Below are 14,403 nucleotides of genomic sequence, written 5' to 3' on the forward strand. Positions count from 1 at the left end.
GGTATCCACCGAGGGGCTGACTGCAGTCGTTTTCCCCGAGATGCCTTGATGACCACTTTGACCACCCATACCCCGACCGTCGATAGCAAACGCAGCTGGCTGCAGTTGATCGGCTGGGGCCTGTTCTTCGCCGTACTTGCCTGGTCCTGGCAGGGCGCGGAAATGAACCCGCTGGCGCTGGTGCGCGATGCCGGCAACATGGCCACCTTCGCCGCCGACTTCTTCCCGCCGGACTTCAGCAACTGGCAGCACTACCTCAAGGAGATGGTGGTTACCGTGCAGATCGCCCTCTGGGGCACGGTGCTGGCCATCGTCTGCGCGATTCCGCTGGGCATTCTCTGCTCCGAGAACATCGTGCCCTGGTGGGTGTACCAGCCGGTGCGGCGGGTGATGGATGCCTGCCGTTCGATCAACGAAATGGTCTTCGCCATGCTCTTCGTCGTCGCGGTCGGCCTCGGCCCCTTCGCTGGCGTGCTGGCGCTGTTCATCAGCACCACCGGGGTGTTGGCCAAGCTGTTCGCCGAGGCGGTCGAGGCCATCGACCCTGGCCCGGTCGAAGGCGTGCGCGCCACTGGTGCCAGTGCCCTGCAAGAGGTGATCTTCGGCGTCATCCCACAGGTGTTGCCGCTGTGGATCTCCTACTCGCTGTACCGCTTCGAGTCCAACGTGCGCTCGGCCACCGTGGTCGGCATGGTCGGCGCCGGCGGTATCGGAGTGATCCTCTGGGAGGCCATACGCGGCTTCCAGTTCGCCCAGACCTGCGCCCTGCTGATCGTGATCATCCTGGTGGTGAGCGCCATCGACATCCTGTCACAGCGCCTGCGCAAGCTCTTTATCTGAAGGAGGAGGAGGGCGCCTGCGTGCGCCCTTTTCAAACGATGAACTTGTCTAGACAAAGCGAACCGCTGTACCGCGAGCTGGCCGCCGTGTTGCGCGAAGACCTGCAGCGCATGAGCCCAGGCGACTACCTGCCGGGCGAGATGCAACTGGCCGCACGTTTTTCCGTCAACCGCCACACCCTGCGCCGCGCCGTCGACGAGCTGGTGCTCGAAGGCCGCCTGCTGCGCCGCCAGGGCAAGGGCACCCAGGTGTTGGCCAAGCCGCTGGTGTATCCGGTGGAGGCGGGCAGTGCCTTCAGCCAGTCGCTGTCGGCGCTCGGCCACCGGGTTGAAGCGAAACTGATCGAGCGCCTGCGCCGTAGCGGCAGCAGTGAGGAGTGCCGCCATCTGCAACTGCCCGATGGTAGCGAGCTGATCGAACTGGCCACGCTGCGCCTGCTCGACGGCCAGCCGCTGAGCCTGATCCGTCACCGTTTCTGCGCCAGCCTGGCGCCACTGTTGGCCGACTACCAGGGCGGTTCGCTGCGCCAGTACCTGGCCGAGCGCGACCTGCCGCTGGCGCGCACTTTCAGCCTGATTGGCGCGCGTCTGCCCAGCCGCGAAGAAGCCGCGCACCTGCTGATGCCGCGCCATGCGCCGCTGCTCAGCGTACTCACCCTGTCCCGCGACCCCGCTGGCCGGGCGGTGGAGCTGGCGCAGTCCAGTAGCCGCGCCGACCGCTTCCAGTACCAGGTAGCGACCTGATGGAGACCCGCATGAATGACCTTGATCCGAACATCGCCGCGCGCCAGCGCTGGATGGGGGTACTGGCCCGCGCTGGTGACGCCCTCGATGCCCATGAAGCGGCGCTGAAAGACAGCGCCTATCAGCTGATCCGCGCCCCCGAGGTAGGCATGACCCTGGTGCGCGGGCGCATGGGCGGTACCGGCAGCGCCTTCAACCTCGGCGAGATGACCGTGACCCGCTGCGTGGTGCGCCTGGCCGACGGCCGTACCGGCTACAGCTACCTGGCTGGTCGCGACAAGCGCCGCGCCGAACTGGCCGCCCTGGCCGACGCCCACCTGCAGGGCGGTGACCAGGCGCGCTGGCTCGGTGACCTGATCGAACCCCTGGCCCGCCAGCAGCGCGAACAGCGACTGGCCCGGGCCGCACAGACTGCCACCACCCAGGTGGAGTTCTTCACCCTGGTCAGAGGAGAGGATTGATGACTACGCCGCACAGCTCGCACTGGCTGCAACCGGCCTTCGACGACCCGGTGCTCGACGCTCAGGTCAGCTTCCGCGCTGCTCTCGCAGCCCTGGCCGAACCCGGCCTGGCCCAGCCGATGGTGCGCGCCCACACCCTGGGTGATCTGACCCCGGCCACTTATGGCCTGTGCCTGGCCTTCCTCGACAGCGACACGCCGCTTTGGCTGGCGCCGCGCTTCGATACGCCGTTGATTCGCGCCAACCTGGCCTTCCACTGCGGCTGCCCGATCGTCGCCGAGCGCGAGATCGCCCTGTTCGCTCTGCTCGATGAGAGCGAGTTGAGCGATCTGTCGGACTTCGACAACGGCAGCGAGCGCTACCCGGATCAGTCCTGCACGCTGCTGATCCAGTTGGGTGATCTACACGCTGGCCCAGCCCTGCGCTGGCGCGGTCCGGGCATCAAGGACGTGCGCAGCGTCAGCCTGCCGTTGCCGGCCTCGTTCTGGCAGCAGCGCCAGGCGCGCAACGCTTTTCCCCGTGGCCTGGACTGCTTCTTCGCCGCTGGCGGCGAGGTGATCGGCCTGCCACGCAGCACCCACGTGCTGATCGAAACCGAGGAGGCCGCCTGATGTATGTCGCCGTCAAGGGTGGCGAACGCGCCATCGACAATGCCCATCAACTGCTGGCCAACCGTCGCCGCGGTGATACTGCCGTCGCCGAACTGGGCGTTGAGCAGATCCGCCAGCAGCTGCCGCTGGCCGTAGCCCGTGTGATGAGCGAAGGCTCGCTGTACGACGAGGAACTGGCTGCGCTGGCGATCAAGCAGGCCGCAGGCGACTTGATGGAAGCCATCTTCCTCTTGCGCGCCTACCGCACCACGCTGCCGCGCTTCGGTGCCAGCGAGCCGCTGGATACCATGAAGATGCAGCTGGAGCGACGCATCTCCGCCACCTTCAAGGACCTGCCCGGCGGCCAACTGCTCGGCCCGACCTTCGATTACACCCACCGCCTGCTGGATTTCGCCCTGTTGGCCGAGGGCGACTATCCGGCGCCAGAAGCGGTCGTTACCGATGAGCCCAAGCCTTGTCCGCGGGTGCTGGATTTTCTTGCAAGCGAAGGCCTGATGGCTCGCGAGGCGGACGACGGCGCGCCGGTACCCGATATCACCCGCGAGCCGCTGGCTTTTCCCGCCAGCCGCGCCGAGCGCCTGCAGGCGCTGGCCCGTGGCGACGAGGGCTTCCTGCTGGCGCTGGGTTATTCCACCCAGCGTGGCTACGGGCGCAATCACCCCTTCGCCGGGGAAATCCGCATTGGCGACGTCGAGGTATGGATGACGCCCGCCGAACTGGGTTTCGCCGTGCCGCTGGGCGATATCGAAATCACCGAGTGCGAGATGGTCAACCAGTTCGTCGGGGAAAGCGCCGAGCAGGCGCAGTTCACTCGCGGCTACGGCCTGGCCTTCGGCTACGCCGAGCGCAAGGCCATGGGCATGGCCCTGGTCGACCGCGCGCTGCGTGCCGGCGAGTACGGCGAAGAGGTGCAGGGCCCGGCGCAGGAGGAGGAATTCGTGCTGATGCACTGCGACAACGTCGAGGCCGCCGGCTTCGTTTCGCACCTGAAGTTGCCGCACTACGTCGACTTCCAGGCCGAACTGGAACTGATCCGCAAGCTGCGTCGCCAGGCGCCGGCAGAGGAGAACCGCTGATGAATCTGTCCAATGCAAGCGGCGCCCGTGAGGCGTCGGCCTACAACTTCGCCTATCTGGATGAGCAGACCAAGCGCATGATCCGCCGTGGCCTGCTCAAGGCGGTGGCGATTCCCGGCTACCAGGTGCCTTTCGGTGGTCGCGAAATGCCGTTGCCCTATGGCTGGGGCACCGGTGGCATGCAGCTGACCGCCGCCATTCTCGGTGCAGACGATGTGCTCAAGGTCATCGACCAGGGTGCTGACGACACTACCAATGCGGTGTCGATTCGCCGCTTCTTCGCCCGTACCGCAGGTGTCGCCACCACCGAACGCACGGTGGAAGCCAGCGTGATCCAGACCCGCCACCGTATTCCGGAAACGCCGCTGTCGGCCGGGCAGATCATGGTCTATCAGGTGCCGATTCCCGAGCCACTGCGTTTTATCGAACCGAGCGAGCAGGAGACGCGGACCATGCACGCGCTGGAAGACTACGGCGTGATGCACGTGAAGCTGTATGAGGACATCGCCACCTTTGGTCATATCGCCACCGCCTATGCCTACCCGGTGACGGTGGACGAGCGCTACGTGATGGATCCGTCGCCAATCCCGAAATTCGACAACCCCAAGCTGGACATGAGCCCGGCGCTGATGCTGTTCGGCGCTGGTCGCGAGAAGCGCCTGTACGCCGTGCCGCCCTTTACCCGCGTGGTCAGCCTGGACTTCGAGGATCACCCCTTCGCCGTACAGCAGTGGGACGAGTGCTGCGCCTTCTGTGGCAGCAGCGAGTCCTTCCTCGACGAGCTGATCGTCGACGACGCCGGCAGCAAGCGCTACGTCTGCTCCGACACCGACTACTGCCGCCAGCGCACCGAGCGCCTTGAGGAGAACCTGCAATGAGCGCAGCCGAACGTCTGCAACCTGTCGTGGCAGCGGCCGAGCCGCTGTTCTCGGCGCGTGATCTGACCCGCCTGTACGGCCCGGACAAGGGCTGCCAGGGGGTGAGCTTCGACCTCTATCCCGGCGAGGTGCTGGGTATCGTCGGCGAGTCCGGATCGGGCAAGTCCACCTTGCTCAGCCTGCTCTCCGGGCGCTGCCCGCCGGACCGCGGCACTGTGAGTTATCGCGGCCGTGACGGCCAGTGGCTCGACCTGTACAGCGCCAGCGAGGCCGAGCGGCGCACGCTGCTGCGCACCGAGTGGGGCTTCGTCGAGCAGAACCCGCGTGACGGCCTGCGCATGGCGGTGTCGGCCGGCGCCAACATCGGCGAGCGGCTGATGGCCCAGGGTGTGCGCCACTACGGCGAACTGCGCGCCGCCGGGCTCGACTGGCTGAGCCAGGTGGAGATCGACCCGGCGCGTATCGACGATCTGCCACGCACCTTCTCCGGCGGCATGCAGCAGCGCCTGCAGATCGCCCGCAATCTGGTCTCCGCGCCGCGCCTGGTATTTATGGACGAGCCGACTGGAGGGCTGGACGTGTCGGTGCAGGCGCGTTTGCTCGACCTGCTGCGTGGCCTGGTGCGCGAGCTGGACCTGGCGGTGGTGATCGTCACCCACGACCTGGCGGTAGCGCGCCTGCTGGCCGACCGCCTGATGGTGATGCGCCGTTCGCGTGTGGTGGAGGCGGGGCTGACGGATCAGATTCTCGACGATCCGCAGCATCCCTATTCGCAGCTGCTGGTGTCGTCGGTGTTGCAGCCTTGATTCCGTCTTGTGGGAGGGGCTTTAGCCGCGATCCCTTTTGTCGCGGCTAAAGCCCCTCCCACGCACGCAGAGATTATTGACCATGAACAACCTGATCGAGGTCAGCGGCCTCAGCAAGACCTTCACCCTGCACCAGCAGAACGGCGTCGTCCTGCAGGTGCTGCGTGACCTGAATTTCGCCGTGCGCGGCGGCGAGTGCCTGGTGCTGCACGGCCAGTCCGGCGCCGGCAAGTCGACCCTGCTGCGCACCCTGTACGGCAACTATCTGGCGGCCGGCGGCAGCATTCGCATCCGTCACCAGGGCGAGCCAGTTGAGCTGGTCGGCGCCGAGCCGCGCCAGGTGCTGGCGGTGCGCCGGCAGAGCCTGGGTTACGTCAGCCAGTTCCTGCGCGTCATCCCGCGCGTCTCTACCCTGGACGTGGTGATGGAGCCGGCGTTGGCCCGCGGCTGGACGCGCAGTGACGCCGAGGCGCGGGCCAAGAGCCTGCTGAGTCGGCTGAATATCCCCGAGGCGCTCTGGCAACTGGCGCCGGGCACCTTCTCCGGCGGCGAGCAGCAGCGCGTCAATATCGCCCGCGGCTTCATGGTCGAGTGGCCGGTGCTGCTGCTCGACGAACCCACCGCCTCGCTGGACGACGCCAACCGCCAGGTGGTGCTGGAGCTGATTCTCGAAGCCAAGGCGGCCGACAGCGCGCTGATCGGCATCTTCCACGACCGCATCGCCCGCGAGGCGTTGGCCGACCGTTACCTCGACATGAGCGCCGCCGCGGCGCAACCGGAGTACGTCTATGTCGTCTGAACAGATTCTCAGCAACGCCCGTATCGTCACTGCCGAGCGCGAGTTCCTCGGTACCCTGTTGCTGCGTGACGGGCTGATCGCCGCGGTGGACGAGGGCGCCAGTCGCCTGCCGCAGGCCCGGGACCTGGGCGGCGATTACCTGCTGCCGGGGCTGGTGGAACTGCACACCGACAACCTGGAAAAACACATGAGCCCCAGGCCTGGCGTGGATTGGCCGTCGATCTCGGCGGTGCTGACCCACGATGCGCAAATCGTCGCCGCCGGCATCACCACGGTGTTCGATGCGCTGGCCATCGGTGACATCAACCCGCGTGGCCGGCGCATGCAGCAGTTGCCGGCGATGATCGAGGCCATCGCCGCCAGCGAGGCGGCGGGGCAGACCCGCGCCGAGCACCGCCTGCACCTGCGCTGCGAGCTGTGCCACCCCGATGCCCTGACCATCTACCGCGACCTGGTGGAGCACCCGTTGGTGGCGCTGGTGTCGGTGATGGACCACTCACCCGGCCAGCGCCAGTTCGCCAAGGTGGAGAAGTACCGCGAGTATTACATGGGCAAGTACCACCTGAGCCCGGCGGAGATGGAGGATTTTCTCCAGGAACAGATCGCCAACTCGCGTCAGTACAGCGACCGCCAGCGTCGCGCCATAGTCGAAGACTGCCACGCCCGCGGCATCTCGGTGGCCAGCCATGACGACGCGACCCTGGCCCACGTGCAGGAGTCGGCCGGCTTCGGCATGGCCATCGCCGAGTTTCCCACCACCCTGGAAGCGGCCAGAGCCAGCCACGAGCTGGGGCTGAAGGTGCTGATGGGGGCACCGAATGTGGTGCGCGGCGGCTCGCACTCCGGCAATATCGCCGCCGCCGAACTGGCGCGCCACGGCGTGCTGGATATCCTCTCCAGCGACTACTACCCGGCCAGCCTGCTGCATGCGGCCTGGCTGCTCGCAGGGCAGGACAACGACTATGATTTGCCTGCGGCCATCGCCACCGTGAGCCGCGCGCCGGCCAGGGCGGCCGGACTGGATGACCGCGGCGAGATCCGCGTCGGTCTGCGCGCCGACCTGGTACAGGCCAGGGCCCATGACCAGCAGCCGGTGATCCAGCAGGTGTGGCGCCAAGCACGAAGGGTATTCTGATGCAGGGCAGGTTGATCTATCTGATGGGGCCTTCGGGCTCGGGCAAGGACAGCCTGTTGCAAGCCGCGCGTGCGCCGCTGGAGGCGCACGGCTGCCGTTTCGCCCGGCGGGTTATCACCCGTAGCGCCGAGTCCATCGGTGAGGACGCACTGGGCGTCACCCCGGACGAGTTCGAGCGTCTGCAGGGCGAAGGCGCCTTCGCCCTGAGCTGGCGTGCCAACGGCCTGGCCTACGGCATCCCGCGCGAGATCGACGACTGGCTGAGCGCCGGCCAGGACGTGCTGATCAATGGCTCGCGCGGTCATCTCGAGGCGGCTCGTCAGCGCTATCCGCAGCTGCTGGCGATATTGCTGCAGGTCGACGAAGCGGTGCTGCGCCAGCGCTTGCTGACCCGTGGCCGGGAAACGCCGGAGCAGATCGAGCAGCGCCTGGCGCGCAGCCGCAAGTTGCAGCAGGAGGATAGGGAACGCACTGTCATCCTCGACAACTCCGGCCCCCTGCAACAAACCGTCAGCCGCCTGCTGCATCTGCTCGATGAGGCCCGCCAATGCGCCTGACCCTGCTTGGTACCGGCGATGCCCGTCAGGTGCCCGTGTACAACTGCAGTTGCCCGGCCTGCGATGCGGCGCGCGTGTATCCGGCGCGGCGCCGTGGCCCCTGTTGCGCGCTGATCGAATGCGGCGCGCAGCGCTGGCTGATCGACAGCGGCCTGACCGATCTCACCGAGCGCTTCGCGCCGCACAGTCTCAGCGGCATTCTGCAGACCCACTACCACGCCGACCACGCCCAGGGCCTGTTGCACCTGCGCTGGGGGCAGGGCCTGGTGATTCCGGTGCATGGCCCGGACGACCCGGAAGGGCTGGCCGATCTGTACAAGCACCCCGGCATTCTCGATTTCAGCCAGCCATTCGCCGCATTCGAGCGTCGCCAATTGGGCGAACTGCAGGTCACCGCGCTACCGCTGACCCACTCCAAGCCTACCTTTGGGTATTTGTTTGAGGGGAAGGGGTTCGAAGGGCAGGGCAGGCGTATCGCCTACCTCACCGATACAGTCGGCGTACCCGAGGCCAGCTGTGCCGAGCTCGGGCGTGCGCCGCTGGATCTGCTGGTGCTCGATTGCTCCACCGCCCCGCAACCCGTCGCACCACGCAACCACAACGACCTGACCCGCGCGCTGGAGGTCATCGAGCGGCTGCAGCCGACGCATGCGGTGCTGACCCATATCGGCCATGCCTTCGATACCTGGTTGCTGGAGCACCCCGAGGCGCTGCCGAGTGGCGTCAGCCTGGCCAGCGATGGCCTGGTGCTTTGAACTTGGTGTAACCAAATGTTTCGATTCGCGCGGCTTTGCCGTTACAGTGCAAAGCCTTCCGATTTCTCGCGCTAAGAACATCATGAACGCTCGTCGTATTACCCTGTTGCTGTGTACGGCCGAAACGCTGGGTATGGCCGGCTTTGCCCTGTTCGCCGCATTGCTGCCGCAATTCCAGGTGCTCTGGGGGTTGAGCAATACCGAGGCGGGCTGGATCGGCGGCGGCTTCTTTCTCGGCTATATGCTGGCCGTGCCGGTGCTCACCGGCCTGACCGACCGCCACGATGCCCGGCTGATCTACCTGTGGGCCATGCTGCTGACGGCCGTGGCCAGTGCCGGCTTCGTCTTCGCCGATGGCTTCTGGTCGGCGCTGCTTTGGCGTGTGCTGGCTGGCATCGGTCTGGCGGGCACTTACATGCCGGGGCTCAAGGCGTTATCAGAGCGCATCGACGGTGCTTCGCAGTCACGGGCAATCGCCTTCTATACCGCCAGTTTCGGCCTGGGTACGGCGCTGTCCTTCACCCTTTCCGGCGAACTGGCCAAGCTCGGTGGCTGGCAGGTGCCGGCATTGCTCAGCGGCGCCTGCGCGTTGCTGGCCTGGGCGCTGGTGTACTGGGGGCTGGCGCCGAAACCGGTGGTGGCGCATACGCCGCGCAATCTGCTGGACCTGGCACCGCTGAAAAGTCGCGCGGTGTTGGCCTACTGCCTGGCCTACGCGATGCACAACCTGGAGCTGTTCGCCCTGCGCGCCTGGCTGGTGGCCTTCGTGGTGTTCTCCGGGCATTTTCAGGGCGTCGATCCCTGGTTGTCTGGTACCTGGGTGGCGATGTTGGCAACGCTGATCGGCATGCCGTCGAGCATTCTTGGCAATGAGCTGGCGCTGCGTTTCGGTCGCCAGCGTTGGCTGATCGGCGTGATGCTCGCTTCCGCGCTGCTGGCAGTCGTGGTCGGCCTGGGGGCGGCACTGCCGTTCTGGGTGATGCTGGTGCTGGTGCTGCTTTACGCGGTGACCGTGACCGCCGACTCGGCCTCGCTGACTGCCGGGCTGGTCAGCGTGGCCCCGGCCAGCCACCGTGGTGCGGCGATGGCGCTGTATTCTTGCACCGGTTTCACCGGCGCCTTCCTCGGCCCGCTGTTGTTCGGCATGACCCTCGATGCCCTGGGCGATCAGCAGTTGCTCGGCTGGTGGGCTGCGTTCGCGCTGATGGGCCTGCTACTGACGTTGGGGCCGCTGGCGCTGTGGTGGGCGGGTAGGGGGCAAGAGGGCAGTGGGCATCTGTAGAGCAGACGCACCTGCCCTCAGGTTCACGCCTTCGTTCCCAATGCCTCGGCCTTGCGCAGCCAACTCTGGCGCTGTTCCTCATTGGACGGGCGAACCGGGGCGAATTCGCTCAGGCGGCGAGTCTTGATCCCGCAGAAACCGAGAATGGTGCGCACCATCTGCCGATGTGCCGGGGCGCCGTAGATCCAGCGGAAGTACCAGCGCGGCGTGTCCATGGTCACCAGCAGGTCGGCGCTGCGCCCACTGAGGAGCTTGTCCCAGAGTTGTGAGCGGTTGCGGTACTTGAAGGCGAAGCCGGGCAGGAACACCCGGTCGAAGAAACCCTTGAGCAGTGCAGGAATGCCGCCCCACCAGACAGGATAGACGAACACCAGATGCTCGGCCCAGTGGATCAGACGCTGAGCTTCGAGCAGGTCCGGCTCCAGATTCTGGCTCTGCTCGTAACCTTCACGCAGTATCGGGTCGAACTGCATCTCGCCCAGTCTGAGCTGGCGCACCACGTGCCCCTTGCTACGTGCTCCCAGGCTGTACGCCTCGGCCAGGGCATGGCAGAGGCTGTCCTTCTTGGGGGTGCCGAGAATCAGCAGGATTCGTTTGCCATCGCCTTCCAGCGGTGTGGCGCCGCTCTTGCCTTCAGTCATGCCGCCTGGCTCCGAGCATGTCCTGTGGTCGTACCCATTGGTCGAATTCCTCTTCGTTCAGGTAGCCAAGCTGCAGAGCGGCCTGGCGCAGGGTGCTGCCTTCGGCGTAGGCCTTCTTGGCGATTTCGGCGGCCTTGTCGTAGCCGATATGCGGATTGAGCGCGGTCACCAGCATCAGACCATTCTCCAGATGCGCGGCCATTTGCGTGGCATCCGGTTGCAGATCGGCGACACAGTGCTGCTGAAAATTGCGGCAGCCGTCGGCGAGCAGGCGGATCGATTGCAGCAGGTTATGGATGATCACCGGCTTGAACACGTTGAGCTGCAGGTGGCCCTGGCTGGCAGCGAAGCTGATGGTGGCGTCGTTGCCCAGCACCTGGCAGGCGAGCATCGACAGCGCTTCGCACTGGGTCGGGTTGACCTTGCCGGGCATGATCGAGCTGCCCGGCTCGTTGGCCGGCAGGCGCACCTCGGCGAAGCCGGCGCGCGGGCCCGAACCAAGCAGGCGCAGGTCGTTGGCCAGCTTCATCAGCGCTACGGCCAGGGTTTTCAGGGCACCGGACAGGTGTACGAGAGGTTCATGGCCAGACAGCGCAGCGAATTTGTTCGGCGCGCTGGTCAGTGGCAGGCCAGTTAGCGCGGCCAGTTCGGCAGCGATGGCTTCGGCGAAGCCGGCCGGGGCATTGAGGCCTGTGCCGACGGCGGTACCACCCTGAGCCAGTTCGCAGGCCGCGGGCAGGGCGGCACGAATGGCCGCTTCAGCGTGGCCGAGTTGAGCGACGAAGGCCGACAGCTCCTGGCCGAAAGTGATCGGCGTGGCGTCCATCATGTGCGTGCGCCCGGTCTTGACTAGGTTGGCGTGACGCTGCGCCTGCTCCTGCAGGCCGTCACGCAGCTCGGCCAGTGCTGGCAGCAGGCAATGGCGCACGCCCTGCACGGCGGCGATGTGCATGGCCGTGGGGAAGCAGTCATTGGAGCTCTGCGCGCGGTTGACGTGGTCGTTGGGATGCACCGGGGTCTTGCCGCCACGGTTGCCTCCAGCCAGTTCGTTGGCGCGCCCGGCGATTACCTCGTTGACGTTCATGTTGCTCTGCGTGCCACTGCCGGTCTGCCAGACCACCAGGGGGAACTGCGCGTCGTGCTGGCCCTCGAGCACTTCGTCGGCGGCCTGTTCGATCAGGCGGGCGATGTCCGCCGGCAGCTCGCCGCTGCGGCTGTTGACCCGTGCCGCGGCTTTCTTGATCAGCGCCAGGGCGTGCAATACGGCCAGCGGCATGCGTTCCTGGCCGATGGCGAAGTTGATCAGCGAGCGCTGGGTCTGCGCGCCCCAGTAAGCGTCGTTAGGGACTTCGATGGGGCCAATGCTGTCGGTTTCGGTGCGGCTCATGGCGTTCTCCGGGGCAAGTGCAAGGTTGCTGGCAGTTTAGGTCGTACCGCCGAAGACTGGTTCCACAACTTATCTATAAGGTTGATTGGAGCCTTTGAGCGTGCGACTACCAGCGGGCGTGGGTTTCACCCAGCCAGCCCAGCGCTCCGTCCACCGGCACGCGCTCGCCTTTAGGGCCGCGCAACACTCCGTCGTAATGACCGAAGCGCTGTACGGTGTTGGCGTGGAAGGGGCCGAGTTTGGGGCAGGCCTTGTGCAGTTGGCGGGGCGTGAAGCGTAGCGCCACGCAATCATCTTCGCTGTCCAGGCGCCAGGGGGCCAGTGGCGCCTGTGAACTGCGCTCGATATGCAGGGGGCTGTCGAGCAGTTGCACTTCACCGCCGAACCACAGGGAATTTTCCGACAGGCCGCTGTGATCGAGCCAGCCAGCACCGAAGTTACCGGCGATGCCGCCCGCTGCAGCGAATGCCGCCCGCTGCCAGTAAGTGTTCAGCGGCCAGACGCCGCGACCGAAGTCCAGTGCGGCGAAGCTCTGGCCCGGCACGCAGCGGTAATGCTTGCCGCCCAGCTGCAGACTGCCGGCGGTGGGCAGGCCGAGTTGCCGACAGGTGGCATGAAAGCCGCCATGTTGCAACGGCGCGACCAGATTGACTGATTGCAGATGGGCAGGGCGCTGAATGTCCAGGGCCACCTGCAGGGGCTGGCCGCCGATATCCGGGGCGGCAGCGGTGAGGCGCAGGCGTCCGGGGTGCTCGTCAATGCGCAGTTGCAGGCGAGAGTGACTGAAGGCGTGGCTCTCCAGCGGCAGGTCGGGCAGTTGGCAGCCCAGAGCGAAGGGGCGGAACTGGGCATGGGCAACGGCCTGGCCGGATTCCAGATCGAGAAAGTAGGCGGCGCCGTAGCCCAGGTAATCGAGGTCGGCGAGAGTCAGCGAGAGCATCCACTGCGGCGTGGTGATACACCAGTGATTCCAGCGCTTGCGCCGCCCGGCGTGACCATGCAGCGTGCAGTCCACCTGCGGTCGATTGGACCAACCAATGGCCTCGTCCAGCAGTCGACCTTTGCTGTCGCAAAGCGGCTGGAGCGGAAGGGGCGCGTGTGAAGTGAGGCTGGTCATCGGGCACGTCCGTGTGTGTGCGCGGGCTGGCGATCAATTGCCGGCTCTTGAGGTGCGCACGCCTTGTTTAATAGTGGGGCGGTCGCAAAGAATGCCGAGCCCACCCGAGCATGAGCAAGTACTGGCATTTTGGCAACTGACCAGTGGGTGCGCCGGTCAACATGACGGGTGTGAGCCAGCGCACAACGTGCATCGCTTGAGGGATTTCCGCGCAGGGCACAAAATGCCGCCTTCGTAGTCTACCCAGACTCATTCACAACCTCTGGACGCTCTCCATGCTCCGTTTTTCCAAACTCTGCACCGCCGTTCTGCTCAGCGCGAGCGCATCCCTGGCCATGGCCGATGCTGCCAGTCACGCCGCCGATGCCGAGCGTTTTCTCAAGCTGGCCCACGCCGACAAGCTGACCGTGCCGGTGTACGGCCAGGTGCAGCAGATGTTCGCCCAGCGTTTCGCCCAGGCACCGGATGGCAAGAAAGCCGTGCTTGAGAGTTATCAGGCCAAGGCCAATACCGCACTGGACAATGCCGTCGGCTGGGACAAGCTGAAGCCGGACATGGTCAAGCTCTACACCAGCAACTTCAACGAGCAGGAGCTCAAGGACCTGATCGCCTTCTACGAGTCGCCGCTGGGACAGAAGGTGCTGCAGAAGATGCCGACCCTGACCGCACAATCCGCACAGATCACCCAGAGCAAGCTGGAAACCGCCGTGCCCGAGGTGAACAAGCTGCTGGCCGACATGAGCAACGAGCTCGGCCTGCCGAAACAGCCCTGATGGAGCCCGAGATGTCCAAGCAAGACCTGATCGTCACCGCCCTGGCTGCGCTGCAGCCCGAGTATCTCGATGTGCTGGATGAGAGCCATATGCACAGCCGCGGTCTGGAGACCCACTACAAGGCGGTGATCGTCAGCTCGGCATTCGCTGGGCTGAATTCGGTCAAGCGACATCAGAAGGTCTATGCCACGGTCGGCGAGTTGATGGGGCAGATCCACGCGCTGGCGCTGCACACCTACACCCCGGAGGAGTGGGCGGCGCAGGGTGTGGCCCCGGCCTCGCCGACCTGCCGCGGCGGTCATTGATGTAGCCCAACCCGCGGCAGCGATCATTTCCCCCGATTGCATCCGGCTGCGCGACAGGCTGTCGCGCCCTGTCGCCAACATGCCCCGGCAATTGTCCGCTTTGCTACAATCGCCCCCGCGCCGGCCCACGCCGGCGCTTTTGTTGAGATTCTCGATCTAGCGAGCTAGAGCCATGCAAGGCAAAAACAGGCGAGGAAGCGCAGTGTACTTTTGTACATGAGCATTCCGAGCCTGTTT

At 65.9% G+C, this 14,403-nt stretch carries 17 protein-coding genes; 14 read left to right on the top strand and 3 right to left on the bottom strand.

Translation table 11 applies throughout. The features are described from left to right. Positions 1-48: 48 nt before the first annotated feature. From phnE to JWV26_RS19325, 12 genes are all read left to right on the top strand, one after another. Positions 49-840 (top strand): phosphonate ABC transporter, permease protein PhnE, encoded by a 792-nt coding sequence (phnE, locus tag JWV26_RS19270; RefSeq protein ID WP_072424564.1) that lies wholly within the window; start codon positions 49-51, stop codon positions 838-840. 20 nt (positions 841-860) lie between these two features. Continuing rightward, the gene (gene phnF / locus JWV26_RS19275) at positions 861-1,583 is read left to right on the top strand and encodes a phosphonate metabolism transcriptional regulator PhnF (RefSeq protein WP_083563746.1); all 723 of its coding nucleotides are present in this window, start codon (positions 861-863) and stop codon (positions 1,581-1,583) included. A gap of 11 nt (positions 1,584-1,594) precedes the next feature. Continuing rightward, positions 1,595-2,044 (top strand): phosphonate C-P lyase system protein PhnG, encoded by a 450-nt coding sequence (phnG, locus tag JWV26_RS19280; RefSeq protein WP_196456184.1) that lies wholly within the window; start codon positions 1,595-1,597, stop codon positions 2,042-2,044. Further along, positions 2,044-2,655: a phosphonate C-P lyase system protein PhnH gene (gene phnH / locus JWV26_RS19285; RefSeq protein WP_196456186.1), complete on the top strand. Its 612-nt coding sequence runs from the start codon at positions 2,044-2,046 to the stop codon at positions 2,653-2,655. The genes phnG and phnH overlap by 1 nt, the downstream gene beginning before the upstream one ends. Beyond that, positions 2,655-3,731: a carbon-phosphorus lyase complex subunit gene (locus tag JWV26_RS19290; RefSeq protein ID WP_206417587.1), complete on the top strand. Its 1,077-nt coding sequence runs from the start codon at positions 2,655-2,657 to the stop codon at positions 3,729-3,731. The genes phnH and JWV26_RS19290 overlap by 1 nt, the downstream gene beginning before the upstream one ends. After that, entirely contained in the window at positions 3,731-4,609 is an 879-nt protein-coding gene (locus JWV26_RS19295; RefSeq protein WP_206417588.1) for an alpha-D-ribose 1-methylphosphonate 5-phosphate C-P-lyase PhnJ, read from the top strand. Before JWV26_RS19290 ends, JWV26_RS19295 begins: the two co-directional genes overlap by 1 nt. Beyond that, a complete protein-coding gene (phnK, locus tag JWV26_RS19300) occupies positions 4,606-5,415 on the top strand; it encodes a phosphonate C-P lyase system protein PhnK (protein ID WP_072424570.1) in 810 nt (269 codons plus the stop codon). Before JWV26_RS19295 ends, phnK begins: the two co-directional genes overlap by 4 nt. Before the next feature lie 82 nt (positions 5,416-5,497). Beyond that, on the top strand, positions 5,498-6,214 hold the full coding sequence (phnL, locus tag JWV26_RS19305) for a phosphonate C-P lyase system protein PhnL (RefSeq protein ID WP_206417589.1): 717 nt from the start codon (positions 5,498-5,500) through the stop codon (positions 6,212-6,214). Beyond that, positions 6,204-7,349 (top strand): alpha-D-ribose 1-methylphosphonate 5-triphosphate diphosphatase, encoded by a 1,146-nt coding sequence (locus JWV26_RS19310; protein WP_206417590.1) that lies wholly within the window; start codon positions 6,204-6,206, stop codon positions 7,347-7,349. Before phnL ends, JWV26_RS19310 begins: the two co-directional genes overlap by 11 nt. Next, on the top strand, positions 7,349-7,906 hold the full coding sequence (phnN, locus tag JWV26_RS19315; RefSeq protein WP_206417591.1) for a phosphonate metabolism protein/1,5-bisphosphokinase (PRPP-forming) PhnN: 558 nt from the start codon (positions 7,349-7,351) through the stop codon (positions 7,904-7,906). Before JWV26_RS19310 ends, phnN begins: the two co-directional genes overlap by 1 nt. After that, positions 7,897-8,661 (top strand): phosphonate metabolism protein PhnP, encoded by a 765-nt coding sequence (gene phnP, locus JWV26_RS19320; protein ID WP_206417592.1) that lies wholly within the window; start codon positions 7,897-7,899, stop codon positions 8,659-8,661. The genes phnN and phnP overlap by 10 nt, the downstream gene beginning before the upstream one ends. Positions 8,662-8,743: 82 nt before the next feature. Further along, on the top strand, positions 8,744-9,943 hold the full coding sequence (locus JWV26_RS19325) for an MFS transporter (protein ID WP_206417593.1): 1,200 nt from the start codon (positions 8,744-8,746) through the stop codon (positions 9,941-9,943). A 23-nt stretch (positions 9,944-9,966) separates the two neighbouring features. Here JWV26_RS19325 and JWV26_RS19330 read toward each other — a convergent pair whose 3' ends face one another. The 3 genes from JWV26_RS19330 to JWV26_RS19340 form a co-directional block, all read right to left on the bottom strand. Beyond that, positions 9,967-10,584: an NAD(P)H-dependent oxidoreductase gene (locus tag JWV26_RS19330; RefSeq protein WP_072424576.1), complete on the bottom strand. Its 618-nt coding sequence runs from the start codon at positions 10,582-10,584 to the stop codon at positions 9,967-9,969. Beyond that, positions 10,577-11,971, bottom strand: coding sequence for a class II fumarate hydratase (locus JWV26_RS19335; RefSeq protein ID WP_206417594.1), 1,395 nt, complete (start codon positions 11,969-11,971; stop codon positions 10,577-10,579). Before JWV26_RS19335 ends, JWV26_RS19330 begins: the two co-directional genes overlap by 8 nt. Before the next feature lie 106 nt (positions 11,972-12,077). Next, complete coding sequence (locus JWV26_RS19340) at positions 12,078-13,088, bottom strand: DUF2804 domain-containing protein (RefSeq protein ID WP_072424578.1); 1,011 nt, start codon at positions 13,086-13,088, stop codon at positions 12,078-12,080. A gap of 275 nt (positions 13,089-13,363) precedes the next feature. On the opposite strand from JWV26_RS19340, the gene JWV26_RS19345 reads away from it, so the two are divergent. Further along, positions 13,364-13,861 carry a DUF2059 domain-containing protein gene (locus JWV26_RS19345; RefSeq protein ID WP_206417595.1) on the top strand — a complete coding sequence of 166 codons (498 nt, stop codon included), beginning with the start codon at positions 13,364-13,366 and terminating at the stop codon, positions 13,859-13,861. 11 nt (positions 13,862-13,872) lie between these two features. Further along, positions 13,873-14,166 carry a BolA family protein gene (locus JWV26_RS19350; protein WP_072424579.1) on the top strand — a complete coding sequence of 98 codons (294 nt, stop codon included), beginning with the start codon at positions 13,873-13,875 and terminating at the stop codon, positions 14,164-14,166. Positions 14,167-14,403: the final 237 nt, after the last annotated feature.

Source organism: Ectopseudomonas toyotomiensis, assembly GCF_017167985.1.
Taxonomy (GTDB): Bacteria; Pseudomonadota; Gammaproteobacteria; order Pseudomonadales; family Pseudomonadaceae; genus Aquipseudomonas; species Aquipseudomonas toyotomiensis.